22 protein-coding genes are annotated in these 22,470 nt (G+C 77.4%); 10 read left to right on the top strand and 12 right to left on the bottom strand.

Features of this window, described 5'->3' with window-relative positions; all coding sequences use genetic code 11:
• Positions 1 to 56: 56 nt before the first annotated feature.
• Complete coding sequence (locus D0Z06_RS05795) at positions 57 to 950, bottom strand: HhH-GPD family protein (RefSeq protein ID WP_117376443.1); 894 nt, start codon at positions 948 to 950, stop codon at positions 57 to 59.
• 76 nt (positions 951 to 1,026) lie between these two features.
• Here D0Z06_RS05795 and D0Z06_RS05790 point away from each other — a divergent pair, with 76 nt between their 5' ends.
• Positions 1,027 to 1,704: a MucR family transcriptional regulator gene (locus D0Z06_RS05790; protein ID WP_117376442.1), complete on the top strand. Its 678-nt coding sequence runs from the start codon at positions 1,027 to 1,029 to the stop codon at positions 1,702 to 1,704.
• A 153-nt stretch (positions 1,705 to 1,857) separates the two neighbouring features.
• Here the strand turns inward: D0Z06_RS05790 and disA are convergent, their stop codons facing one another.
• From disA to D0Z06_RS05775, 3 genes are all read right to left on the bottom strand, one after another.
• Positions 1,858 to 2,943, bottom strand: a complete 1,086-nt coding sequence (disA, locus tag D0Z06_RS05785) for a DNA integrity scanning diadenylate cyclase DisA (RefSeq protein ID WP_117376441.1) — start codon at positions 2,941 to 2,943, stop codon at positions 1,858 to 1,860.
• Between the two features lie 77 nt (positions 2,944 to 3,020).
• The gene (radA, locus tag D0Z06_RS05780; protein WP_233517475.1) at positions 3,021 to 4,394 is read right to left on the bottom strand and encodes a DNA repair protein RadA; all 1,374 of its coding nucleotides are present in this window, start codon (positions 4,392 to 4,394) and stop codon (positions 3,021 to 3,023) included.
• A gap of 55 nt (positions 4,395 to 4,449) precedes the next feature.
• Positions 4,450 to 5,202 (bottom strand): copper chaperone PCu(A)C, encoded by a 753-nt coding sequence (locus D0Z06_RS05775; protein WP_117376439.1) that lies wholly within the window; start codon positions 5,200 to 5,202, stop codon positions 4,450 to 4,452.
• 100 nt (positions 5,203 to 5,302) lie between these two features.
• Between D0Z06_RS05775 and D0Z06_RS05770 the strand changes: the two genes are divergently transcribed.
• The 3 genes from D0Z06_RS05770 (at position 5,303) to D0Z06_RS25255 (ending at position 8,547) form a co-directional block, all read left to right on the top strand.
• Complete coding sequence (locus D0Z06_RS05770) at positions 5,303 to 6,862, top strand: cryptochrome/photolyase family protein (RefSeq protein WP_233517474.1); 1,560 nt, start codon at positions 5,303 to 5,305, stop codon at positions 6,860 to 6,862.
• A 154-nt stretch (positions 6,863 to 7,016) separates the two neighbouring features.
• The gene (locus tag D0Z06_RS05765; protein WP_158579891.1) at positions 7,017 to 7,610 is read left to right on the top strand and encodes an RNA polymerase sigma factor; all 594 of its coding nucleotides are present in this window, start codon (positions 7,017 to 7,019) and stop codon (positions 7,608 to 7,610) included.
• A 16-nt stretch (positions 7,611 to 7,626) separates the two neighbouring features.
• A complete protein-coding gene (locus tag D0Z06_RS25255) occupies positions 7,627 to 8,547 on the top strand; it encodes a hypothetical protein (protein ID WP_158579890.1) in 921 nt (306 codons plus the stop codon).
• 41 nt (positions 8,548 to 8,588) lie between these two features.
• Here D0Z06_RS25255 and D0Z06_RS05750 read toward each other — a convergent pair whose 3' ends face one another.
• Positions 8,589 to 9,437, bottom strand: a complete 849-nt coding sequence (locus D0Z06_RS05750) for a UbiA family prenyltransferase (protein WP_233517473.1) — start codon at positions 9,435 to 9,437, stop codon at positions 8,589 to 8,591.
• A 131-nt stretch (positions 9,438 to 9,568) separates the two neighbouring features.
• Between D0Z06_RS05750 and D0Z06_RS05745 the strand changes: the two genes are divergently transcribed.
• The 5 genes from D0Z06_RS05745 (at position 9,569) to rlmB (ending at position 13,715) form a co-directional block, all read left to right on the top strand.
• A complete protein-coding gene (locus tag D0Z06_RS05745) occupies positions 9,569 to 10,051 on the top strand; it encodes a CarD family transcriptional regulator (RefSeq protein WP_097206868.1) in 483 nt (160 codons plus the stop codon).
• Positions 10,052 to 10,088: 37 nt separating this feature from the next.
• A complete protein-coding gene (ispD, locus tag D0Z06_RS05740) occupies positions 10,089 to 10,751 on the top strand; it encodes a 2-C-methyl-D-erythritol 4-phosphate cytidylyltransferase (RefSeq protein WP_117376434.1) in 663 nt (220 codons plus the stop codon).
• Positions 10,748 to 11,263 (top strand): 2-C-methyl-D-erythritol 2,4-cyclodiphosphate synthase, encoded by a 516-nt coding sequence (gene ispF, locus D0Z06_RS05735; RefSeq protein ID WP_117376433.1) that lies wholly within the window; start codon positions 10,748 to 10,750, stop codon positions 11,261 to 11,263. Before ispD ends, ispF begins: the two co-directional genes overlap by 4 nt.
• Before the next feature lie 89 nt (positions 11,264 to 11,352).
• Positions 11,353 to 12,756 (top strand): cysteine--tRNA ligase, encoded by a 1,404-nt coding sequence (cysS, locus tag D0Z06_RS05730; RefSeq protein ID WP_117376432.1) that lies wholly within the window; start codon positions 11,353 to 11,355, stop codon positions 12,754 to 12,756.
• The gene (gene rlmB, locus D0Z06_RS05725) at positions 12,738 to 13,715 is read left to right on the top strand and encodes a 23S rRNA (guanosine(2251)-2'-O)-methyltransferase RlmB (RefSeq protein ID WP_255419334.1); all 978 of its coding nucleotides are present in this window, start codon (positions 12,738 to 12,740) and stop codon (positions 13,713 to 13,715) included. The genes cysS and rlmB overlap by 19 nt, the downstream gene beginning before the upstream one ends.
• Before the next feature lie 70 nt (positions 13,716 to 13,785).
• On the opposite strand, the gene D0Z06_RS05720 is transcribed toward rlmB, so the two are convergent.
• The 4 genes from D0Z06_RS05720 to D0Z06_RS05705 form a co-directional block, all read right to left on the bottom strand.
• Positions 13,786 to 15,066, bottom strand: a complete 1,281-nt coding sequence (locus D0Z06_RS05720) for a DUF445 domain-containing protein (protein ID WP_117376431.1) — start codon at positions 15,064 to 15,066, stop codon at positions 13,786 to 13,788.
• Between the two features lie 38 nt (positions 15,067 to 15,104).
• Positions 15,105 to 16,367, bottom strand: a complete 1,263-nt coding sequence (locus D0Z06_RS05715; protein WP_117376430.1) for a S1C family serine protease — start codon at positions 16,365 to 16,367, stop codon at positions 15,105 to 15,107.
• A gap of 111 nt (positions 16,368 to 16,478) precedes the next feature.
• A complete protein-coding gene (locus tag D0Z06_RS05710) occupies positions 16,479 to 17,255 on the bottom strand; it encodes an ABC transporter permease (protein ID WP_117376429.1) in 777 nt (258 codons plus the stop codon).
• A gap of 81 nt (positions 17,256 to 17,336) precedes the next feature.
• Positions 17,337 to 18,230, bottom strand: a complete 894-nt coding sequence (locus tag D0Z06_RS05705) for a universal stress protein (protein ID WP_117376652.1) — start codon at positions 18,228 to 18,230, stop codon at positions 17,337 to 17,339.
• A 174-nt stretch (positions 18,231 to 18,404) separates the two neighbouring features.
• Here D0Z06_RS05705 and D0Z06_RS25665 point away from each other — a divergent pair, with 174 nt between their 5' ends.
• Entirely contained in the window at positions 18,405 to 19,037 is a 633-nt protein-coding gene (locus D0Z06_RS25665; RefSeq protein WP_199522152.1) for a hypothetical protein, read from the top strand.
• Between the two features lie 39 nt (positions 19,038 to 19,076).
• On the opposite strand, the gene D0Z06_RS05695 is transcribed toward D0Z06_RS25665, so the two are convergent.
• Genes D0Z06_RS05695 through D0Z06_RS05685 form a run of 3 tightly spaced genes read right to left on the bottom strand, consistent with a single transcriptional unit; the run spans position 19,077 to position 22,267 of the window.
• Positions 19,077 to 20,228, bottom strand: coding sequence for a serine hydrolase domain-containing protein (locus tag D0Z06_RS05695; protein WP_117376428.1), 1,152 nt, complete (start codon positions 20,226 to 20,228; stop codon positions 19,077 to 19,079).
• 9 nt (positions 20,229 to 20,237) lie between these two features.
• Positions 20,238 to 21,626: an FAD-dependent oxidoreductase gene (locus tag D0Z06_RS05690; protein WP_147331981.1), complete on the bottom strand. Its 1,389-nt coding sequence runs from the start codon at positions 21,624 to 21,626 to the stop codon at positions 20,238 to 20,240.
• Positions 21,627 to 21,673: 47 nt separating this feature from the next.
• Positions 21,674 to 22,267: a helix-turn-helix transcriptional regulator gene (locus D0Z06_RS05685; protein WP_117376426.1), complete on the bottom strand. Its 594-nt coding sequence runs from the start codon at positions 22,265 to 22,267 to the stop codon at positions 21,674 to 21,676.
• Positions 22,268 to 22,470: the final 203 nt, after the last annotated feature.

The following is a 22,470-nucleotide window of genomic DNA, read 5'->3' as shown; positions in this document are numbered from 1 at the left end:
GGTCCGGGCCCGCCCGAGGCGGGCGCCGGGCGGCGTCACCGGGCGGGCCGGCGTCGCTACGCGGGCAGGGTGAAGCGGCCGTCGGGCAGCTGCTCGAGCAGCCCGTCGACCAGCAGGGAGTCCAGGCACCGGGACCGCTGGGCCGCGTCGTCCCAGGCCTCCTCGAGCCGGGCGGCCTCGACCGGGCCGTCGGCCGCCCGCAGGACGTCGAGCAGCCGCCCCCGCACCTGGCGGTCGGTGCCGGCGAACCGCTGCACCCGGCGCGGCGGCCCCTCGTGCGGCGGGCGGCCGGCCCGCACCCAGGCGCAGGCGCCGGTCACGGGGCAGGCGGTGCAGCGCGGCGTGCCCGCGACGCAGACGAGGGCGCCGAGCTCCATCACCGCCACGGAGAAGCGCACCGCCCGCCCGGGGTCGGCCGGGGCCAGGGCGGCGACGTCGCGGAGGTCCGAGGCCCGCGCGGTGCCGGCCTCGGCGCGGCCGTGCACGAGGCGGGCCACGACCCGCCGCACGTTGGTGTCCACGACCGGCTGGGGGGTGCCGTGGCCGAAGCAGGCGACGGCGCGGGCCGTGTAGGTCCCCACGCCCGGCAGCGCCTCCAGGGCGGCCACGTCGGCGGGCACGGTGCCCCCGTGGCGCTCGACGAGCGCGGCGGCGGTCTCCCGCAGCCGCAGCGCCCGCCGAGGGTAGCCCAGCTTGCCCCACGCGCGGATCACCTCGGCGGGGCTGGCCGCCGCGAGCGCGGCGGGCGCCGGCCAGAGCGCCACCCACTCCCGCCACACCGGCTCGACGCGCGCGACGGGGGTCTGCTGCAGCATCACCTCGCTGACCAGCACCGCCCACGCGTCGACGCCGGGGCGGCGCCACGGCAGGTCCCGGGCGGCGCCGGCGAACCAGTCGACCAGGGTGTCGCCGACGTCGGGCGCCGGACGGGGGGCGGCGGTGCTCTCCACGGGGCCCCAGTCTGCCGCCCCGGGGCGACGGCGTGCCGCCGCGAGGGCCTCCGGCGCCCCCGACTACCGTCGACGCGTGCTCCACCCGGTCGGACCACTGCCCACCGGCGTCTACTGGCGCCGCCGGCTGCTGGTGCTCACCCTCCCGGTGGCGCTGCTCGGCGGGGGCGGCTGGCTGACCGTGGCGGCCGCGACGGGGGACGACGAGGGCACCCGGACCGTGGAGGCGGCCGAGACCGCCGCCGCGCCCTCGGCCCCGCCCGCGCTGGAGCGGGTCGTCCCCTCGCTGACCGGCGTGCAGCCGCCCACCGAGCCGTCGGTGCCGGCGCTGGCGCCGGCGCCCGAGCCGGCCGCGCCGCAGCCGGGGGGCCCGTGCAGCGACGAGATGATCGGGCTGGAGGTGCGCGGCCCCGGCAGCGCGCCCTCGGGTGAGCGGGCGACCTTCGAGCTGGTGGTGACCAACGCCTCGGCCGTGCCGTGCGTCCGCCCGCTCGACAAGGGCCTGCAGGAGATCGTGCTGCTCGACGGGGCGGGCAACCGGGTGTGGGGGAGCAACGACTGCCTCCCGGAGGCCGGCGAGGACACCCGGACCCTCGCCCCGGGGGAGTCGGCGGCGTTCCCCCTCGTGTGGGGCGGGCTGTCGAGCGAGCCGGGGTGCGGGGCGGAGCGGCTGCCGCTCCCGCCCGGGGACTACGCGCTGCGCGGCCGGCTGGACACCGCGACCAGCCCGGACACCCCCTTCACCGTCACCTGAACGAGGACCTCCTGCTCGGCCCGGTCGGGCCCCGTCCGGGAGCTCGGCCCCCTGGCAGGGGCCCGGCACGAGCCTGCGGGTGCTGGGGGGCAGCACGAGGACCTCGTCCTCCTCATCCCGCGCATGCTCGGGACGAGCCCCGGGACGGGGCCGTCAGCTGTAGCGGTCGAGGATGGAGGTCTCGGCCAGGCGGGACAGCCCCTCGCGGATGCCGCGGGCGCGGGCCTCGCCGACGCCCTCCACGGCCAGGAGGTCCTCGATGGTGGCGGCCAGGAGCTTCTGCAGGCCGCCGAAGTGGTCGACGAGCCGGTCGATGATGCCATTGGGCAGCCGGGGCACGCGGGCCAGCAGCCGGTAGCCGCGCGGGCTGACGGGGGAGTCGAGGGCCTCGGCGGAGGTGGGCAGCCCGTAGCAGCGGGCGACCGCCGACAGGTCGAGCAGTTCGGTGGCCGAGAGCGCGCGCAGGTCGGTGAGCACCTGCTCGATCGTCCGGGGCCGGCGGGCCCCGCCGGGCAGGTAGTCGCGGACCAGCAGGCCGCGGTCCTCCTCGACCCCGGCGAGCATCTCGTCCAGCTGGAGGGCCAGCAGGCGGCCATCGGTGCCGAGCTCGACGACGAACCCCTCGATCTCGTCGGCGATCCGCCGGACCATCTCCAGCCGCTGGCTGACGCTCATCGCGTCGCGGACGGTGACGAGGTCCTCGATCTCCAGCGCCGACAGCGTGCTGGCCACCTCGTCGAGCCGCAGCTTGTAGCGCTCCAGCGCGGCCAGGGCCTGGTTGGCGCGGGCCAGGATGGTCGTCGGGTGCTCGAGGGTGTAACGGCGCCCGGCCACGTACACGCTGATGATGTGCATCGACTGGCTCACCGAGATCACCGGGAAGCCGGTCTGGACGGCGACCCGCTCCGCGGTGCGGTGCCGGGTACCCGACTCCTCGGTGGGCACGGTCGGGTCGGGCATCAGGTGCACGCCGGCGCGCACGATCCGGCTGCCGTCGTAGGAGACGATGACCGCGCCGTCCATCTTGGCCAGCTCGCGCAGCCGGGTCGCCGACAGCGCCACGTCGAGGGCGAACCCGCCGGTGCAGATGGACTCCACCACGCGGTCGTAGCCGAGCACGATCAGCGCCCCGGTGCGACCGGCGAGGATCCGCTCCAGGCCGTCGCGCAGCGGCGTCCCCGGTGCGATGCGACCGAGCAGATCGCGGAGCGCGACCTCGGGGTCCACAACGGGCGGCACGAGCGCTCCTGACGTCTGGTGTGGTGGCGGCCGAGTGTACGTGCCCCCACGGTACTGGCGGGTGCCGGTGGGTGGGCTCACCCGTCCCGGGACAGCCGGGCGAAGGCCGCGGCGAGGTCGGGCACCTCGACCAGCCGCATGCCCCGCGGGGCGGGGCCGGCGTCCTCGGGCACGAGGGCGACCCGGTAGCCCTGGCGGGCCGCCTCGGCCAGCCGGCGACCCGTGCCCCCCACCCGGCGGATCTCGCCGGAGAGCCCCACCTCGCCCAGCGCCACCAGGCCGGGCGGCAGCGGGGTGTCCCGCGCCGCCGAGGCGATGGCGAGGGCGAGGGCGAGGTCGGCGGCGGGCTCGACGATCCGCACCCCGCCCACGGAGGCGGCGAAGACGTCGGCGTCGGCCAGTCGGACCCCGCCGCGCCGCTCGACGACCGCGTTGACCATGGCCACCCGCTGCGAGTCGAGCCCGCTCACCGCCCGGCGCGGTGAGCCGCCACCCGACGAGGAGGCGACGAGGGCCTGCACCTCGGCCAGCAGCGGCCGGCTGCCCTCCATCGTGACCGTGACGCAGCTGCCGGCCACGGGGGCGGACCGCCGCGAGACGAACAGGTGCGAGGGGTCGGGGACGCCGACGACCCCGCCGTCCCCGATCTCGAAGCAGCCGATCTCGTCGGCCGGGCCGAACCGGTTCTTGGTGGCCCGCACGAGCCGCAGGGTGGAGTGCCGCTCGCCGTCGAACGAGACCACGACGTCGACGAGGTGCTCGAGCGCCCGGGGGCCGGCGATGGCGCCGTCCTTCGTGACGTGACCGACGAGGACGGTCGTCATCCCCCGGCCCTTGGCGACCGCGGTGAGGGCGCCGGCGACGGCCCGGACCTGGGTGGCCCCGCCGTCGGTGCCGTCGACGGCGGGGGAGCGGACCGTCTGCACGCTGTCGAGCACCAGCAGCGACGGGGCGACCTGCTCCACGTGCGCGAGCACGGCGGACAGCTCGGTCTCGGCGGCGAGGAAGAGCTCGTCGTGCAGGGCGCCGATGCGCTCGGCGCGCAGCCGCACCTGGGCCGCGGACTCCTCGCCGGAGACCACGAGCGCGGGCCCGTTGACCTCGGCCACCCGGTGGGCGACCTCGAGCAGCAGCGTGGACTTGCCCACCCCGGGCTCCCCCGCGACCAGGAGCACGGCCCCGGGCACCAGGCCGCCACCGAGCACGCGGTCGAACTCCGCGATGCCGGTGGGGACGGCGCGGGCCCCGGTGAGCTCGACCTGCGCGATGGGCCGGGCCGGCGCGCTGACCGGCCCCGCCGCGACCGCGCGCAGCGGGGCGGCCGGGGGGCCGACCTCCTGCAGCGTGCCCCAGGCCTGGCACTCCGGGCAGCGGCCGACCCACTTGGCGGCGCCGTAGCCGCACTCGGTGCAGCGGTGGGCGGGACGGGACTTCACTCCGGGGGCGGGCACGCCCGGACGGTAACCGCGGGTACCGACAGGACGGCGCAGCCGGGGCGGGAGCGGGTCACTCGCCCTGGCCGGCCCCCGTGGCGACCTCGCGGCTGTCGGAGCCGGTCTCCTGCTCCTCGTGGTGGAAGTCGAACGGCTCGCCGCGCTCGATCTCCTCCTCGGGCGTGGCCACCCGGGCGGTGACGGTGACCTCGCCGGCGTCGGCGAAGGTCAGCGTGACGTCCAGCCCCTGGCCGGCGGTCAGGGGCTCGGACAGGCCGACCAGCTCGACGGCGGTGTCGTCGGGGCCCAGGTACACCGTCGAGTTGCCCGGGACGGCGATCTCGACCCCGGTCGACGCGGTGCCGGTGGCCGGTGCGGTCGTCGTCGGCGAGCCGGGCGTGGCCGTGCCGTCGGGGGAGGTCGTCCCGGTGCCCTCGGGCGAGGTGGTCGCGGTGGCGCCCGGTGACGGGGTGGCGGTGCCCTCGGGGGCCGCCGCGTCGGGGGCGGGCGGGACCGGGGTGGGCTCGGCGGTGAGGACGGCCTCGTCGAAGCCCTCGCCCTCGATGGAGAGCAGCGTGTCCTCGGCCTGGCCGGTGTTGACGATCGCCATGATGAGCGAGGCGTCCTCGCCCTCCTCGTAAGCACCCTCCTCGGGGTACTCGAGCAGGACCTGGCGCAGGAGGATGTCGCCGACCTGCTCCGAGGGGCCCACCTTGTCGCGGTCCTGGGTCGCGGTCTGGGTCACCTGCCCGGCGCTGCAGGCGGTCAGCGCGACGGGGCCGATCAGCAGTGCACCCATCGTGGCGGCGCGCAGTGCGCGGTTCACAGCGGTGGACCTCCAGGGGCGTGCCGGCCACCGCACGTCGATGGCCGGGTCGCCCCGAGCGTATCCCGGGGCGCAGGATGGCCGCCGGGAGGTGAGGCGGGTGGCGCACGGTCCGTCGTCGTCCACGGGGCCCGACCCGGCCCTCGCGACGTTCCCCGAGCGCGCCCCCGGAACCCGTCGCTGGTGCTTCGCCGACCAGCTCGGCCCGCACTTCCTCGACGCGCCGGACCAGCCGGTCCTGCTGGTCGAGTCGAGGGGCGTCCTCGCCCGGCGGCGGTTCCACCGGCAGAAGGCCCACCTCGTGCTCTCCGCGCTGCGCCACCGGGCCGCCGAGCTCGGCGACCGGGCCGACCTGCACCGGGTGCGCACCTACGCCGAGGCGCTCGACCGGTACGACGAGCCGCTGTCGGTGTGCGCGCCGACGACCTGGGGCAGCCGCGACCACGTGCTCCGCCGCCCCGGCCTGACCGTGCTCGCCGCCCGTGGCTTCGTCGCCACCCACGAGGAGTTCGCCGGCTGGGCCGGCGGCCGGGGGAGGCGCCGGCTGCTCATGGAGGACTTCTACCGCGACAGCCGGCGCCAGCACGGGGTCCTGCTGGACGGCGCCGGCCCGGTCGGCGGCCGCTGGAACCTCGACGAGGACAACCGCGAGCCCCCTCCGGCCGACGGGCGCCTCGGCGTCCCCGAGCCCTGGTGGCCCGAGGAGGACGCCGTCGACGAGGAGGTGCGGGCCGACCTGGACCGCTGGGAGGCGGCCGGCGAGGTCTCCTTCGTCGGGGACGACGGACCGCGACGGTTCCCCGTCACGCGGGCCGAGGCGCTGCACCGGCTGCAGGACTTCCTCGACAACCGGCTGGGGGCCTTCGGCCCGCACGAGGACGCGATGCTGGCCGGCGACCGCTGGCTGGCCCACTCGCTGCTCTCCCCGGTGCTCAACCTCGGCCTGCTCGACCCGCTCGAGGTCGTCCGCGCCGCCGAGGAGCGCTACCGGCGGTCGCTCGCCGAGGGCGACCCGCTGCCGCTCAACAGCGTCGAGGGATTCGTCCGCCAGGTCATGGGCTGGCGGGACTACGTCTGGCACATGTACTGGTACCTCGGCCGCGGGTACCGGCACGCCAACGCGCTGGCCGCGCACGAGCCGGTGCCGGGCTGGCTGGCCGACCTCGACGACGGGGCGGTGGACGCCGCGTGCCTGTCCGGCGTCCTCGCCGACGTGCGCCGGGACGGCTGGGTGCACCACATCCCGCGGCTCATGGTGCTGGGCAACTACGCCCTCCAGCGCGGCGTCGACCCGCTGGCCATGTCCGACTGGTTCCACCGCAGCTTCCTCGACGGCTACGACTGGGTGATGGTGGCCAACGTCGTCGGGATGAGCCAGCACGCCGACGGCGGGGTGCTGGCGACCAAGCCGTACGCGGCCGGTGGGGCCTACATCGACCGGATGAGCGACTACTGCGGCGGCTGCCGGTACGACCCGCGGCGCCGCCTGGGCGAGGACGCCTGCCCGTTCACCGCCGGCTACTGGGCCTTCCTCGAGCGCACCCGCGACCGGCTGGCGGGCAACCAGCGCATGCGCCGACCCCTGGCCGGGCTGGACCGGCTGCGCGACCTGCCGGAGGTCGTCGACCAGGAGCGCCGCCGGGGCACCGCCGCCCCCTGACCCCGCCGCCGGTCCGGTGACGGGCGGGACCGGCGCCGTGCAGGGGCCCTTCCACGGTGGGGCGCAGGAGGGTCCTTCTCCCGGGTGACCGCCGTCCAGTGCCCGCCCGCCCCTGCCGATGGAGGAGGGGACGACGGCCGGCACGGGAGGGCGGATGGCGACGGGACTGCCGTTCGACGACGTCCTCGCGGCGGCCAGGGCGGGCGCCCCGTGGGCGATGGAGGTCCTCTACCGCGACCTGTCCCCGGCGGTCACCGGCTACCTGCGGCTGCACGGCGCGGCCGAGCCCGACGACCTGGCCAGCGAGACCTTCATCGGCGTCCTGACCGGGCTGCGCGGCTTCTCCGGGGACGAGGCGGCGCTGCGCGCCTGGGTCTTCACCATCGCCCACCGCAGGCTGGTCGACGACTGGCGCCGGCGGGGGTGCCGTCCGCAGGTGACCGACGACGACACCGTCCTGGCCGAGCGGGCCGGTGGGGACGCCGAGGACGACGCGCTCACCCGCATCGGGGCCGCCGACGTGCACCGGCTGTGCGGCTCGCTGCCCGCCGACCAGCGCACCGTGCTGCTGCTGCGGGTGCTGGCGGACCTCACGGTCGAGCAGGTGGCCGAGGTGCTGGGCCGCTCGCCGGGCGCCGTGAAGGCGCTGCAGCGGCGGGGTCTGCGCACCCTCCGGGCCGCGCTCGGCGACGGTTCACCCCGACGGGTGGTCCCGCGGGCGTACCCCTCCGCGGCTCTCGCGCGATGACAGGGACGAGATGACCGTGCCAGCCGACGACCGCACCGCCGAGGCCGCCTTCGAGGCGGTCCTCGCCGGCCGCCCCGCGCCCGGGGGTACCGGCCTGACCGCGTTCACCGACGCGGTCCGGGCCTGCGCCACCGAGCCGGGACGGCCGAACGCGGCGCTGGCCGAGCTGCTGGCGACCGGTCTCCTCGCCACCCACTCGGAACCGTCCCCCCGGACGGCCGGGCGACCCGCCCGGACCTCACGGAAGAGGCCTCGCATGCTCGTCACCGTACTCGTCACCAAGATCGCCGCCGCGGGCGTCGTCGCGAAGACCGCCGTCGGAGCCGGCGCCGTCGCCGTCGCGCTCACCGGCGCCGCCACCGCCGGAGCCCTCCCCGGTCAGGACGACCCCGCCGCCGTCGAGCAGAGCGGCGACCCCGCCGAGCTGACCGAGCCGGAGGACGGTGCCACCGACGTCCCCGCGGTGGACGACCCGGTCGGGGACGACCCCGCCGGGGGGACCGACGACGGGGGTGCCGACGACGCGGGTGTCGACGACGAGGCCGCGGACGCCCCGATCGCCGAGGAGCCCGTCGCCGAGGAGCCCGTCGTCGAGGAGCCGGCCACCGGACCCGCGCTGACCGAGGAGGAGTGGGCCGAGGGGCCGGCCGGTGACCAGGGTCACGGCAGCTGGGTCAGCGAGGGCGCCCGGAACGGCTGGGTCACCGGCGAGCGGGTCAGCGACGCCGCCCACCAGCGCAACGCCGACCGCGCCGCCGAGCGCACGGCCGCCCGCGACGCCGGCGCGCCGGCCGTCGAGGAGCCGGCCGAGCAGCCCGAGCCCGTCGAGGTGGCGCCCGCGGAGCCGGCCCCGGCACCCGCGCCGGCCGGCCGCGCGAGCAACGGCGGCGGCAACGGGAACGGCAACGGGAACGGCAACGGGAACGGCAAGAGGTAGCCGCCCCGGGCCGCGGTCCCCTGGCGTGCCCCCGGGCCCCGTCAGGTGACCGCGGCCCCGCCGGCCAGCAGCAGCACGACGTCCAGCACGGTCAGCAGCATCACCGCCGGGAAGGCCGCCCGGCGGAACCGCGGCGTCCCCGCCAGAGCGGCGACCACCACGGCCGGGGCCGCCAGGGCCAGGCCCACCCACCCCGCGGTGCCGGGCGGGCCCTCGGGCCCCAGCACGAGGACCATCGACGCCGCGCCCAGCAGCGCCGCGCAGGCGACCGCGGAGACCCGCGCCCCCAGCCGGTGCGGCAGCCCGCGGACCCCCGTGGCGAGGTCCTCCTCGAGGTCCGGGGCGGCGTTGGCCAGGTGGGCCGCGGCGCCCAGCGCCGCGCCCGCGGTCACCAGCCACCAGGGCGCCGAGGGGGTCCCCGGGGCGGCGGCCACCACCCCGGCCGGCAGGGCACCGAAGCCGGTGACGTAGGGCAGCGCCGAGGCGGCCGTCCGCTTGAGGCCGGCGTTGTAGGCCCAGCCGCTGGCGACCAGCACCAGCAGCAGCAGGCCGGGCACGGGTCCGAGCGCCAGCGACAGCACGGCGGAGAGCGCGGCCGAGCCGACCGCCAGGGCGCGCAGCAGCGACGGCGCGACGGCGCCCTGCACGACCGGCTTGTCGGCCCGGGCGACGGCCCGGTCGCGGTCGGCGTCGAGCCAGTCGTTGCTCCACCCGATCGACGTCTGACCTGCGAGGACGGCGACGGTGACCAGGGCCGCGCGGCCCCCCGGGACGCCCGCCGCCAGGGCCAGCAGACCCGCCACGGTGGTGACCGCGACCGTCGGCCCGGCGTGCGTGGCGAGCACCAGGGCGCGCAGCGACGGACCCGTCCGGGAGCGCCTCGGAGGCACACCGACCATGCTGCTGTCAACCCCTGCCAAGTACTCCGTCGGCCCTCTGACCTGCGAGTTTACGAAAAGAGAGCGGTCCGTTCGTCAGTGTTCCGTGGTAGTCTTTAGAGAGCGAAAGGGGTCACACACACATGGGCTTCACTGTCGGCGAGACCGTTGTCTACCCGCACCACGGTGCCGCGCTCATCGAGGCGATCGAGAAGCGGGTCATCAAGGGTGAAGAGAAGGCCTACCTCGTGCTCAAGGTCGCCCAGGGTGATCTGACCGTACGGGTACCGGCCGACAACGCAGAGATCGTCGGCGTCCGCGACGTCGTCGGTCAGGAGGGGCTCAACCGGGTCTTCGAGGTCCTGCGCGCCCCCCACACCGAGGAGCCGACCAACTGGTCGCGCCGGTACAAGGCCAACCTCGAGAAGCTCGCCTCCGGCGACGTGAACAAGGTCGCCGAGGTCGTCCGCGACCTGTGGCGTCGCGACAAGGACCGCGGCCTCTCGGCCGGCGAGAAGCGCATGCTCTCCAAGGCCCGCCAGATCCTGGTCAGCGAGCTGGCCCTCGCCGAGGGCACCAACGAGGACAAGGCCGAGGTGCTCCTCGACGAGGTCCTCGCCAGCTGAGGCCGGCTCCGGCCACCCGCACCACCCGACCACTCCCGTGCACGCTGTCGGCATCGTCGCAGCGGCCGGGAGTGGTCTGCGTCTGGGGGTCGGACGACCGAAGGCCCTCGTCCCGCTCGCCGGCCGCCCGCTCGTCGGCTGGGCCGTCGAGACGCTGCTGACCGGCGGCGTCGACGAGGTCGTCGTGACCGCACCGGCCGCCGAGCACGAGGCCGTCACCGCCGCGGTGCCCGCCGGCGCCCGGGTGGTGACCGGCGGGGCGACGCGGACCGCCTCGGTGCGCGCCGCCCTGGCCGTGGTGCGCCCCGGCACCGATGCCGTCCTGGTGCACGACGCCGCCCGCCCGCTGACCCCGCCGGAGGTGGTCGCCCGCGTGCTGGCCGCCCTCGCCGCGGGCGCCCCGGCCGTGGTGCCGGTCCTGCCCGTCATCGACACGACCGTCTCCGTCGACGCGAGCGGTCTGGTCACCGGCACGCTGCCGCGCGCCGCGCTGCGGCGGGTGCAGACCCCGCAGGGCTTCGCGCGCGCGCCCCTGGCCGCCGCGTACGCCGCCCTGCCCGAGGACGCCGAGCTCACCGACGACGCCGCCGTGGTGCGGGCGGCCGGTGTGCCGGTGGCGACCGTCGAGGGCCACGAGCGGGCCGCCAAGGTGACGGTGGCGCACGACCTCGCGCTCGCCGAGCTGCTGGTCGCCCGGTGACCGCGCCGCTGCCCCGGGTCGGCACCGGCGTCGACGTCCACCCCGTCGAGGCCGGCCGGCCCTGCTGGCTGGCCGGGCTCGAGTGGCCCGCCGTCGACGGCTGCGCAGGTCACTCCGACGGCGACGTCGTCGCCCACGCCCTGACCGACGCCGTCCTCTCCGCCGCGGGCCTCGGCGACATCGGCGGGCTGCTGGGCACCGACGACCCGCGCTGGGCCGGTGCCCGCGGCGCCGCCGTGCTGCAGCACGTGCGCGAGGTGCTGGCCGCGGCGGGCTGGCGGGTGGGCAACGCCGCCGTGCAGCTCGTGGGGAACACCCCGAGGCTCGGCCCGCGCCGGGCGGAGGCCGAGGCCGTGCTCTCCGCCGCGCTCGGCGCACCGGTGAGCGTGACCGCGACGACCACCGACGGGCTCGGTCTCACCGGCCGGGGCGAGGGGCGGGCGGCGCTGGCCACCGCGCTGGTGGTCCGGGCCGACGACCTCCCGCCGTCCGCGGGGCCCCCGCCGGGCTGATCCGGCGCCGCGTGGACTCCGCGCCGGGCCGATCGCGCGCTCCGTGGACTCCGCGCCGGGCCGATCGCGCGCTCCGTAGACTCCGCGCGGTGAGCCTCCGCCTGTACGACACGGCCGCCCGCGCGGTCCGCGACTTCACGCCCCTGCGTGCCGGGCAGGCCTCCATGTACGTCTGCGGGCTCACCGTGCAGGGCCCCCCGCACGTCGGGCACGTGCGCTCCGCGCTGGTGTTCGACGTGCTGCGCCGCTGGCTGGCCGCGCGGGGGTACGAGGTCACCTACGTCCGGAACGTCACCGACATCGACGACAAGATCCTGGCGAAGGCCGCCGAGGCCGGGGTGCCGTGGTGGGCCTGGGCGTACACCAACGAGCTCGCCGTCACCCGGGCCTACGACGCCCTCGGCCTGCTGCCGCCCACCTACGAGCCGCGCGCCACCGGGCACGTCCCCGACATGGTCGCCCTCATCGAGCGGCTGGTCGAGCACGGGCACGCCTACGTCGCCGACGGCGACGTCTACTTCGACGTCCGCTCCTTCCCCGGGTACGGCGAGCTGACCGGGCAGAAGCTCGACAACCTCGACCCCGCCGCCGACACCGACAGCGACGAGCGCAAGCGCGACCCCCGCGACTTCGCGCTCTGGAAGGCGCACAAGGACGCCGAGCCGGAGACCGCGGCGTGGACGACGCCGTGGGGCCGCGGCCGGCCCGGCTGGCACCTGGAGTGCTCGGCGATGGCCGGGCGCTACCTCGGGCCCGCGTTCGACCTGCACGGCGGCGGGCTGGACCTGCGCTTCCCGCACCACGAGAACGAGCGCGCCCAGTCGCAGGCGGCCGGCGACGGCTTCGCCCGGTACTGGCTGCACAACGGCTGGGTCACCCTCGGCGGCGAGAAGATGAGCAAGTCGCTGGGCAACACCGCGCTGGTCGACGAGGTCGTGCAGCGGGTGCGGCCGGTGGAGCTGCGGTACTACCTGGTGGCCCCGCACTACCGCTCGACGGTCGAGTTCACCGACGCCGCGCTCGCGGAGGCCGCGGCGGCGTACCGGCGGCTGGAGTCGTTCGTGACCCGCGCCGCCGAGCTGGTGGGCGCCGACGCGGGGGAGCGGGCGCTGCCGGAGGCCTTCACCGCGGCCATGGACGACGACCTGGGCACGCCCGCCGCCGTCGCCGCCGTGCACGGGGCGGTTCGCGAGGGCAACACCGCCCTGGCCGGCGGCGACGACGCAGCGGTCGCCCGGGCGCTCGGCGCCGTGCGTGCCATGCTCGACGTGCTGGGCCTGGACCCGCTCGACCCCCGCTGGTCGGCGGGCGGGGCCGGCGACCGGCTGGCCGAGGTGACGGGGGGGCTGGTGGCCCTGGCGCTGGACCAGCGGCAGGCCGCCCGGGCGCGCAAGGACTACGCGGCCGCCGACGCCATCCGGGACCAGCTCACCGGGCTCGGCGTCCAGGTCGAGGACACCCCGCACGGGACGCGATGGGAGCTGACCCGCTGATGGCCGGCAACAGCCAGCGCCGGGGCCGCAGCAGCGGCGCCGGCAAGAAGGGCGCCACCGCCGGCACCGGGGGCAAGGGCCGCCGCGCGCTGGCCGGCCGCGGCGCCACCCCGCCGGCCGAGATGCGCCCGGGGCACCCCGCCCAGCGGCGCGCCCAGGCCGACGCGCGACGCCGCGCCGAGCGCGACCGCAGCCGCCAGCGCGCCGAGGAGGCCCCGGAGCTGCTGCTCGGGCGCAACCCGGTCGTCGAGGCGCTGCGGGCGCGGATCCCGGCGACCGCGCTGTACGTGGTGACCGGGGACAGCCGGACCGCGGGCGACGAGCGGGTGACCGAGGCGCTGCACCTGGCCAACGACCGCGGCCTGCCGCTGCTCGAGGTGGGCCGGGCCGAGTTCGACCGGATGGCCGGCGGGGCCCTGCACCAGGGCATCGGCCTGCAGGTCCCGCCGTACGAGTACGCCCACCCCGACGACCTGCTCGACGCCGCCCGGGACTCCGGCCGGCCGGCGCTCGTCGTCGCCATGGACGGGGTGACCGACCCGCGGAACCTCGGCGCCGTGGTCCGCTCGGCCGCGGCCTTCGACGCGCACGGCGTGGTCGTGCCGCAGCGGCGTTCGGTCGGCATGACCGCGTCCGCGTGGCGCACCAGCGCCGGCGCCGCCGCCCGGTTGCCGGTGGCCCGCGCGGTGAACCTGGCCCGCGCGCTGGCGGCCTACCAGGACGCCGGGCTCACCACCGTCGGGCTGGCCGGCGACGGCGACGTGGACCTGCACGACGCCGACGTCCTCGCCGACCCGGTCGCGCTCGTGGTCGGCGCCGAGGGCAGCGGGCTGTCGCGGCTGGTGCGCGAGCGGTGCGACCTGGTCGTCCGCATCCCGATCGGCCGGGACACCGAGTCGCTCAACGTGAGCGTCGCCGCCGGCATCGCGCTCTACCAGGCCGCGCTGCTCCGCGGCTGACCGGGCGCGCCGGGGGCGCGGTCTCGGGACGCGGCCGACCCGCCCGGCCCCCCGGGATCGGCGGCGGGCATCACCCCAGCAGCTGGGCCAGCGTGTAGATCACCAGGCCGGCGAGCCCGCCGACGACGGTGCCGTTCACGCGGATCCACTGCAGGTCCCGCCCGACCTGCAGCTCCAGCCGCCGGCTGGTCTCCTCGGTGTCCCAGCGCTCGACGGTGGTGCCGACCAGCCGGGCCAGGTCCCCGGAGAAGCGCTCCGCCAGGTACCCCGCCGCCCGCACGCCCTGGCGCTGCACCAGCTCGCGCAGCACCTCGTCGCCGCGCAGCCGCCCGGCCAGGTCGCGGATGGTCGCGGCCACCCGCACGCGCAGCTCCGAGTCCGGGTCCGCGGCCGCGGAGAGCAGGGCGGTCTTGGCGTTGACCCACAGCGACCCCGACCAGGTGCGGACGGCGGGGTGCTCGATGAGGTCCTTCTTCAGCTCCTCGACCCGGGCCGCGGTGTCGGGGTCGGTCCGCAGCGCGTGGACGTAGGCCCGCAGCCGGGCGTCGTAACTGCGGCGCAGCTCGTGCCGCGGGTCGTCCCCGACCTCGTCGAGGAACCCGAGCAGCAGCGTGAAGATGCGGTCGAACACCCGGTCGTCGACCCAGTCGGGCACCCAGGCCGGCGAGGCGTCGCCGAGCTGGGCGCGGAAGACGACGCGGTTCTCCTCGAGGAAGCGGGTCAGCCCGCGCAGCCCCGCCGAGAGCACCTCCTGGTGGCGGTCGCCCTCGATGACCAGCTCCAGGGCCCGCGCCACGACCGGCGCCGCCGGGGTCCCGTGCAGCTTGCGGTCGACCAGCGCGGCCACGGCCGCCTGGACGTCGTCGTCGCGCAGCAGGTCGGTGAGCGACGTCAGGGCCACCCCGGCGTCCCCGGCCAGCCGCTCGGCCCGCCCCGGCGCGGCGAGGAAGGTGCCGAGCCGGCCGGGCAGGTCCATGGCGGCGACCGTGTCCTGCACGACCTCGCGGGTGAGGAACTGGGTCTGCACGAAGGTGCCGAGGCTGGCGCCGATCTGGTCCTTCTTGCGCGGGATGATCGCGGTGTGCGGGATCGGCAGCCGCAGCGGGTGCCGGAACAGCGCGGTCACCGCGAACCAGTCGGCGAGCGCGCCGACCATCGAGGCCTCCGCGGTCGCGCGCACGTAGCCGACCCAGGCCCCCGCCTCCTCGCCGACGAGGACGAAGGCCAGGAACACGGCGGCGGCCACCACGAACAAGCCGGTGGCCAGCCGCTTCATCCGGGCGAGGTCGCGGGCCCGCCCCGGGTCGTCGAGCGCCCCGGCGAGGGGCGCGGGGGGGCGGGGTGCCGACACCCGACCGAGCCTAGGCACCCCGCCCGTCCTCCGAGCGGTCAGTCCGAGGTGGCCCCCAGGGTCACCTCGACCTCGTCGGTCCCGCCGGTGCGGTCGACGGTCAGGGTGACGTCGTCACCCGGGCTGACGCTGCGGACGGCGGCGGTCAGCTCGGTCGAGGTGGTGACCAGCCGGTCCCCGACCGCGGTGATGACGTCGCCCGGCTGCAGGCCCGCATCGGCGGCCGGCGTCCCCGGCTGCACCTGGACCACCTCGGCGCCGATGCCCACCTCGGTGTTGCCGTCGGCGGCCGCGGTGCGGGCGCTGACCCCGAGGTAGGTGGTGTCCGCCGACCCGTCCTCGATGATCTCCGCCGCGATCCGCTGCGCGACGTTGCCCGGGATGGCGAAGCCCACCCCGATGCTGCCGCTCTGCGCCTGGCCGCCGGGTGCGCCCGAGGCCACCGTGGCGATCGCGGTGTTGATCCCGATGACCTGCCCGGCGCCGTCGACGAGGGCGCCGCCGGAGTTGCCGGGGTTGATCGCCGCGTCGGTCTGCAGGGCGTCGATCACCGTGGCGTCGCCCTCGGGGGAGCCGGTGGCGACGGCCCGGCCGGTGGCGCTGATGATCCCGTCGGTGACGGTGTCGGTGAGGCCGAGCGGGGCGCCGATGGCCACCGCCGTGTCGCCGACCTGGACCTCGTCGGAGTCGGCCCAGCCGGCCGGCACCAGGTCCGAGGCCCCGTCGAGCTTGAGCACGGCCAGGTCGTAGGTCGGCTCGGTGCCCACCACGGTCGCGTCGTGGAGCGTGCCGTCGGCGGTGCGGACCGACACCCCGCCCCGCCCGCCGCCCTCGACCACGTGGTTGTTGGTGAGCACGTAGCCGTCGTCGGTCAGGACCACGCCCGACCCGGAGCCCGAGCCGGAGGGGGAGGCGACGTAGACGGTCACCACGCTGGGGGTGGCCTTCGCGGCCGCCGCGGTCACCGCGGTGGCCGTCTCGGGGTTGGTGATCGTGACGTTCTGGGCGGCGACGGTGCCCGTGCCCCCGCCGGTGCCGCCGTCGGACAGCGCCACCACGCCCGCCCCGGCGCCACCGCCGATGACGGCGCCGGCGAGCAGGCCGGCCACGCCGATGCGCAGGCGGCCGCCGCGGCGCTCGCGGGGCGGCGCGGGGGGCTGGAAGGCGGGCGGCACCTGGCCCGGTGCGGGTTGCCACGCGGGCGCCGCCCAGGTGGACGTCGCGGCCGGGCCGGGGGTGCCGTGGTTGCCAGGGGTGCCCGGCGCGCCGGGCGCGCCGGGATGGGTGCCGTACTCGGTCACAGGTGCTCAGGTCCTCCTCGTGGGCGGCGAGCGGTCCGCCGTCCTCGGCACCGACTGTCCGCCCCGGGTCTGCCCCGCAGCTGTCCGCTCCCTGTGAGGTCGCTGGACGCCTCAGCGGGGCATGCCGGTCAGGAGCCGGCCGCGGCCGACCAGCTCGGTGACCACCCAGACCGCGACCGTCTCCGCCGCCAGCAGGCCCACCAGCACCAGGAGCTGCGCCGCGCCGGCCTCCAGCGGGCCGCCCCCGCCGAGCAGGACGCCGACGAAGGCGCCGGGCAGGGTGACCAGGCCCACCGTCCGGGTCTGGTCGAGCGGGGGCACCAGGGCGGTCGCGGCGGCGGGGCGGCCGATCTCCAGCAGGGCCTCCCGCCGGGGCAGGCCGAGGGCGAGGGCCGCCTCGACCTCACCGCGGCGCGCGGTCAGCTCCTCGCGCATCCGCCGCCCGGCCAGGGAGGTCGCCGTCATGGCCCCGCCGACGAGGATCCCGGCGATCGGGATCACGGCCGCACCCCGCAGCGGCACGGTGCCGCTGGCCAGGACCAGGGCGACCGCCGGGGTCGCGCCGACGCCGATCGCGGCCGCGGCCGCGGCCACCCGCCGGGGCGCGCCGGGGGAGCGCAGCACCAGCCCGGTCGCCCGGCCCGCGGCCGTGACCGCCGCGACGGTGACCATGAGCAGGACGAAGGCGGCCGCGAGGGCCAGCGACCCGACCACCGCGACCAGGACCGCGGAGACCACGGCCAGCTGCAGCGCGGCCCGGGCGGAGGCCACCAGGACCGGTCGCCCCTGCCCCAGGCCGGAGAGCCGGCCCGCGACGGCGGCGAGCACCGCCAGCAGGACGAGCGCGACGGCGAGGCCCGGTCCGAGGTCGACGACGGAGGAGCCCACGGGCGCCGATCCTGCCGGGGCCCGCGGAGCCGGGCCGGGGCACCCCGGGCGGTGCGGCCGGCGGGGTGCCCCGCTGCCGCCTCAGCCCGAGGCGAGGGCGTCCTCCGGCGTCTCCAGCCCGCTGCGCCGGTCCGGCGGCGGGACGAGCGCCATGGGCGAGGTGCAGTGCCGCAGGAGCCAGCGGTGCAGGGAGTCCTGCGCCCGGTGCAGCAGCCCGCCGTGGCCGGCGCCGAGCACCAGGAGCGGCGTCGGGCAGGCGGCGGCCAGCACCCGGCCGCCGGTCGGGTGGGCCAGCGGTTCGTGGGTCACGGTGAGGTCGGGGTGGCGGGCGGCCCAGGCCTCCGGGTCGGCGGTCCACGAGGCGGGGCGGCCGTGCTCGGCGTGCAGCACCAGCAGCGGCCGGGACAGGTGCGTGGCGGCCGCGGCGGCGAAGTCGGCCACCGGCTCGTCGTCCTGGGGGCGGTCGAGCCCGAGGACGGCGACCACCGGCCGGGACCCGCCGACCGCCGGGTGCCGCTGCCGGGGGACGACGACCACCGGCAGCGGCGAACGACCGGTGACCCGCTGCGCGACCGGGGCCAGCACCATCTCGTCGGGCGCCCCCGTGGTGGCGATGCCGAGCACGACCAGCTGGGCGTCGCCGGCGGCGCGGAGCAGGGCGCTGACCGGGTCCCCGGTGACCGTCTCGGTGGAGGCCGTCACCGTCGGGGCCGCGTGCCGGGCCACGGTGAAGGCCTGGGCGGTGACCCCGCGGGCCCGGGACAGGCCGGGAGGGGCCGCACCCGCCACGCCGCGGTGCGCCGCGGTGGAGGCCGCGTGCACGATCCGCAGCGGGGCCCCGCGGCGGGCCGCCTCCGCCGCCGCCCAGCGCACCGCCTCGAGTGCGCACTCCGACCCGTCGGTGCCCACCACGACGGGAGCCGTGGGTCCGTCGTCCCCCCGCGGGGCGGCGGTGGGCTGGAGTGGGGTCGTCATCGACACGGGACACCTCCGCAAGGACTCGTCGCCCCCGTGCTCCTCCAGGGTCCTCGTCCGGACCGGCCCGGGGAAGACCCCGGTGTGACGTGTGCGTGACCGGACGCGTTGGGTAGTGCGACACCGGGTGTCACACCCTGCGCCCGGTCCGGCCCGCGCCCCTGGAGGCTGCCCGTGTCCCTCGACGGTCCCCTCGTCCGGCCCCTGCTCGGGGTCCTCGCCGTCCTCGGTGCCGTGGTGGCCGTGGTCGGCGGCCTGGCGCTGCCCCTCAGCGGGATCGTCGCGGTGGTCCTGGCCGGGCTGGTGTCCGGCTGCCTCGGGGCCGGCCTCGCCCGCGAGTCGGCCCGGGGGGACCGCCGCGTCGTCGCCGACGCGGCCTGGCGCAGCGCGGCGGTGGCCGTGGCCGCCCTGCTGGTGCTCTCGGGCACCTCGGTGCTCGGCGGTGCGGTGCTCAGCCTGCTCGTGGCCGGGGCCGGTGCCCTGGGCGGGCTGGGCTGGTGGCTGGCGCGGGAGCGGCGGGCCGAGCTGGAGGCCGCGCGGCCCACCGCGGTCGACCACCTCGACGGTCCGCTGCCGCCGGTGGCCGGGCTGTCGACCGAGGAGCTCGGCCGCGAGTGGACGCGGACGACGGCGGCGCTGACGGGGCGGATGGACGTCGCGGCCCGGCAGCGCCTGGTGGCCCGGCGGCAGGAGACGCTCGACGAGATGGAGCGCCGCGACCCCGCCGGCTTCGCCCGCTGGCTGGCGGACACGCCGCTGCCGGGCAGCGACCCGGCCGGTCACCTGCGCGACGGCGACCCCGCCTGACCGCGCTCCGCCGGACCGGCGGCGCCGCACGGGATCGGCTCAGCGCTCGGCCAGCGCAGCGCAGGTGGCGAGCTCGAAGACCTCCCGGAGCTCCTCGAACCGGTCGGGTGAGGTGGAGGGCGTGAGCTGCGCGCTCGCCGAGACGGTGACCGCCCGCCGCCCGTCCGCGGTCGCGGCCGCGAACTGGGTGTAGCCGAGCGTGTTCCCCGTGTGCCCGAAGACGGTGCCGCAGCGGGTCTCGTAGCGGAACAGCCCCAGGCCGGCGGCGTTGTCGCCGGGGCCGGGTGGCTCCGACGACCCCGGCCGGAAGCGGAACTGCTCCTCCCTGGTCGCGGCGTCGGTGACATCGCCCCGCACGTGGGCGGCGATGAAGCGGCCGAGGTCGGCCGGGGTGGAGACGACGCCGCCCGATGCCCAGCTCCAGCCGGCGGCCACGAGCGTGCTGACGTCCTCGGGTGGCACCTCGGAGACGTCGTAGCCGTGCAGGTAGGGCGTCGGCAGAGCGGTTCCACCGGGGAGGCTCGTGCGGTCGAGCCCGGCCGCGTCCAGCACGACCTCCCCCAGCACGTCGGCGTAGCCGTCGCCGGTGGCCGCCTCGATCACCAGGGCCACCACGACGTTGTCGCTGTTCGAGTACCGGTACTGCGTCCCGGGCGGGAACAGCAGGGCGGGGTCGTCGAGGTAGGACAGCAGCTCCCGGGGCGGCGGCGGGTCCTGGAGGGAGGCCAGGAGGGCCTCGACGAAGCGGTCGCTCGCGCTGAAGTCCGGGATGCCGCTGGTGTGCCCCAGCAGCTGCCGCAGCGTCACGCCGGACCAGGCCGCCGGCAGGTCCGGCCGCCACCGCCCGACCGTGTCGTCGAGGGACAGCTCCCCCCGGGCCACCAGGCCCAGCGCGGTGGCCGCGTTGAAGGCCTTCGCCACGCTCGCCACGCGCATCGCGTCATCCGCCCCGGGCTGCCGCCCGGTCGCCACGTCGGCGACGCCGGCGGTGAGCGCCTCCGGCCCGTGCCCGCGGTCGAGCGTCACGACGACGCCGGGCGGTCCGCCGTCCTGGCGCACGAGCTCGCCGAGGGCGGCCCGGAGGGCCTCGACGTCCTGCCCACCCGGACGCCCGGCGGCCGCCGGTGCCGTCCCCACCACCACCGCCGTGACGACCGCGGCCGCCACGAGGAGACCTCGCCGACGCAGCATTGCGGGAGGCTACGCCCGCGCCGGCCGGGGGAGGACGCGTTCGCTCGCGGGGCCGGTGGCCCGCCCCCTGCGCAGGACCCGGAGCGCGATCCCGGGGAGGAACAGCGACCCCGGGCGGCGCACCATGGCCTGCACCTCGTTGAGCCGCAGCGCCACCGCGTCGTCGTGCTGCGCGGCGACGACGGTCCGGGCCACGTACCGGTTGAGGAGGTCGGTGCCCGCGGGCCTGGGTCCCTCGGTGCCGGGGTAGGCGAAGTCGCCACCGACCGCGAGGGACCAGGGGACGGCGACGACGCGGCTCGCCGCCGCGAAGTAGCGGCGGGCGAGAGCACGGTCGACCGCGCCGGTCCGGTCGAGGCAGCGTCCGAGCGCCTCGGCCTGGAGCGCGGCCGAGGTCATCCCCTGGCCGTAGATCGGGTCGAAGCTGCTCACCGCGTCGCCCAGGAGCACCCACCCGAGCGGGAACCGGCGCAGTCGCTCGACGTGGCGGCGCCGGTCGTCGGCGAACCGGTGCGTCGAGGCTGCACCGAGCGGCTCGCAGGTCGCCATGAGGTCGGCGATGACCGGTGAGGGCAGGGTCCGCACGTAGGCCCGGCGCTGCTCCTCGTCGACCGGCGGCGACTCGCCCCCCAGGCCGGCGACGAACGTGATCCACCGGTCGCCCTCGATCGCCAGCGCGACGGCGAGCCGGCGGGTCGCGGGCTCGCCGACGACGGCGGCGGCCTTCCAGCCGCCCTCCGCCGGGCCGGACCGGCGGTAGGTGCGGGACACGTAGCGGGTGTCCACCCGGACGACGGAGACCGGCGGCGGCTCGTACCCGAGCGCGCGCACCCAGTCCAGGCTGTGCGCCGACCGGCCGGTCGCGTCGACGACCAGGTCCGCGGCGACCGTGCTGCCGTCGCCGAGCCGGACCCCGGTCACCCGTCGGCCGGTGGGGTCGGCGGTGAGGCCGACCGCGGTGACCCCGTCGCGCACGGTGACGCCGGGCACCAGGCCGACCCGCCGGCGGACGGCGTCCTCCAGGAACGGGCGGGACATCGCCGGGCCGCGCAGCGCGGAGGCGGGGCGCCGCAGGACGCCGCCGCACTGGTGCCAGTAGAAGTCGGCGCACAGGTCGAGCGGCACCGCACCCCGCGCCACCAGGTCGTCCACCAGACCGGGGAACCACCCCTCCAGACACCGTGCGCCCGCCGGGAGCAGGAGGTGCGGTTGGCGGCCCTGGGGCACCCGCGCCCGGGGCGCGGGTGCCGGCGGGAGGGTGTCGCGGTCGAGCACCAGGACGCGGTCGAACCGCTCCGCCGCCACGCGGGCAGCGCACAGCCCGGCCATGCCGGCGCCCACCACGAGCGCTGTCCCACCGACCCGGCGGGGGCCACGGCTCCGCGTCGTCCAGCTCATCGTCCTGACCTCCTCGTCCCCTCCGTCGTCGGGAGGACGGGGCGACGCTAGGAGCGCGGTCGCGGCCCCCGCATCGGACGGGTGCCCCAATCCGCGCCGCGGTGGGATGGGTCGTCCGACCCAGCCAGACCGTGCCGGTGCGCCCAGGCCCCCGCTGCCGTGCGGGTTCCGACGCCGAGCTTGGTGAAGACGTTCGACAGGTGTCGGGCGACGGTCTTGCGGCTGATCGCCAGCGCGTCGGCGATCTCGGCGTTCGTGCGGCCGGTGGCGAGGCAGGCCAGCACCTCGGCCTCGCGCTCGGTCAGGCCGCCGGGCAGCGCCGGCCCGCCGCGCAGCCCGGCGACGGCGGCGGCGTCCGGGACGGCGCCCAGCCGGTCGAACACCTCGGCGGCGGCGCTCAGCTCGAGGTCGGCCGCGTCGCCGTCGCCCAGCCCCCGGTACGCGCGTGCCAGCAGCACCCGGACCCGGGCGCAGTCGTAGGGAGCGTGCAGGTCGCGCCAGGCGGAGCAGGCGGCGGACAGCGCGGGCAGGGCCTCGTCCGGGCGGTCCGAGGCCAGCAGCAGAGCGCCTCGCCACTGCCGGGCGGCCGCGCTGAAGCCGGGGCTGGCGTACCGCTGCGCGGTGTCCTCCAGCTCGGTCACCGCCTCGGCGGCGGCGCCGAGGTCCTCGACGGCCAGCGCGATCTCGGCGTGGGCGGTCCGCAGCCGAGCCCGGCTGAGCCTCGATCCACCGTCGGATAGGCGTGTGACTGCGCGTCGGAAAGCACGAATGCCCCTCTGAGCAGGAACGATGTGGCTTGTCTAAGGCCCAAATCGTCCGCGCAGAAGGGCATCCGCTGGATGCG

It is taken from the genome of Geodermatophilus marinus (assembly GCF_003428645.1).
Taxonomy (GTDB): domain Bacteria; phylum Actinomycetota; class Actinomycetes; order Mycobacteriales; family Geodermatophilaceae; genus Geodermatophilus.
This window is presented reverse-complemented; position numbering and strand designations above follow the sequence as displayed.

What these genes read in the sequence shown, in the direction of transcription:
- D0Z06_RS05695 (WP_117376428.1), bottom strand. Translation starts at nt 20,228, where the DNA reads ATGCTGCGTCGGCGAGGTCTCCTCGTGGCGGCCGCGGTCGTCACGGCG.
- D0Z06_RS05705 (WP_117376652.1), bottom strand. Translation starts at nt 18,230, where the DNA reads ATGACGACCCCACTCCAGCCCACCGCCGCCCCGCGGGGGGACGACGGA.
- D0Z06_RS05765 (WP_158579891.1), top strand. Translation starts at nt 7,017, where the DNA reads ATGGCGACGGGACTGCCGTTCGACGACGTCCTCGCGGCGGCCAGGGCG.
- D0Z06_RS05745 (WP_097206868.1), top strand. Translation starts at nt 9,569, where the DNA reads ATGGGCTTCACTGTCGGCGAGACCGTTGTCTACCCGCACCACGGTGCC.
- rlmB (WP_255419334.1), top strand. Translation starts at nt 12,738, where the DNA reads ATGGGAGCTGACCCGCTGATGGCCGGCAACAGCCAGCGCCGGGGCCGC.
- D0Z06_RS05690 (WP_147331981.1), bottom strand. Translation starts at nt 21,626, where the DNA reads ATGAGCTGGACGACGCGGAGCCGTGGCCCCCGCCGGGTCGGTGGGACA.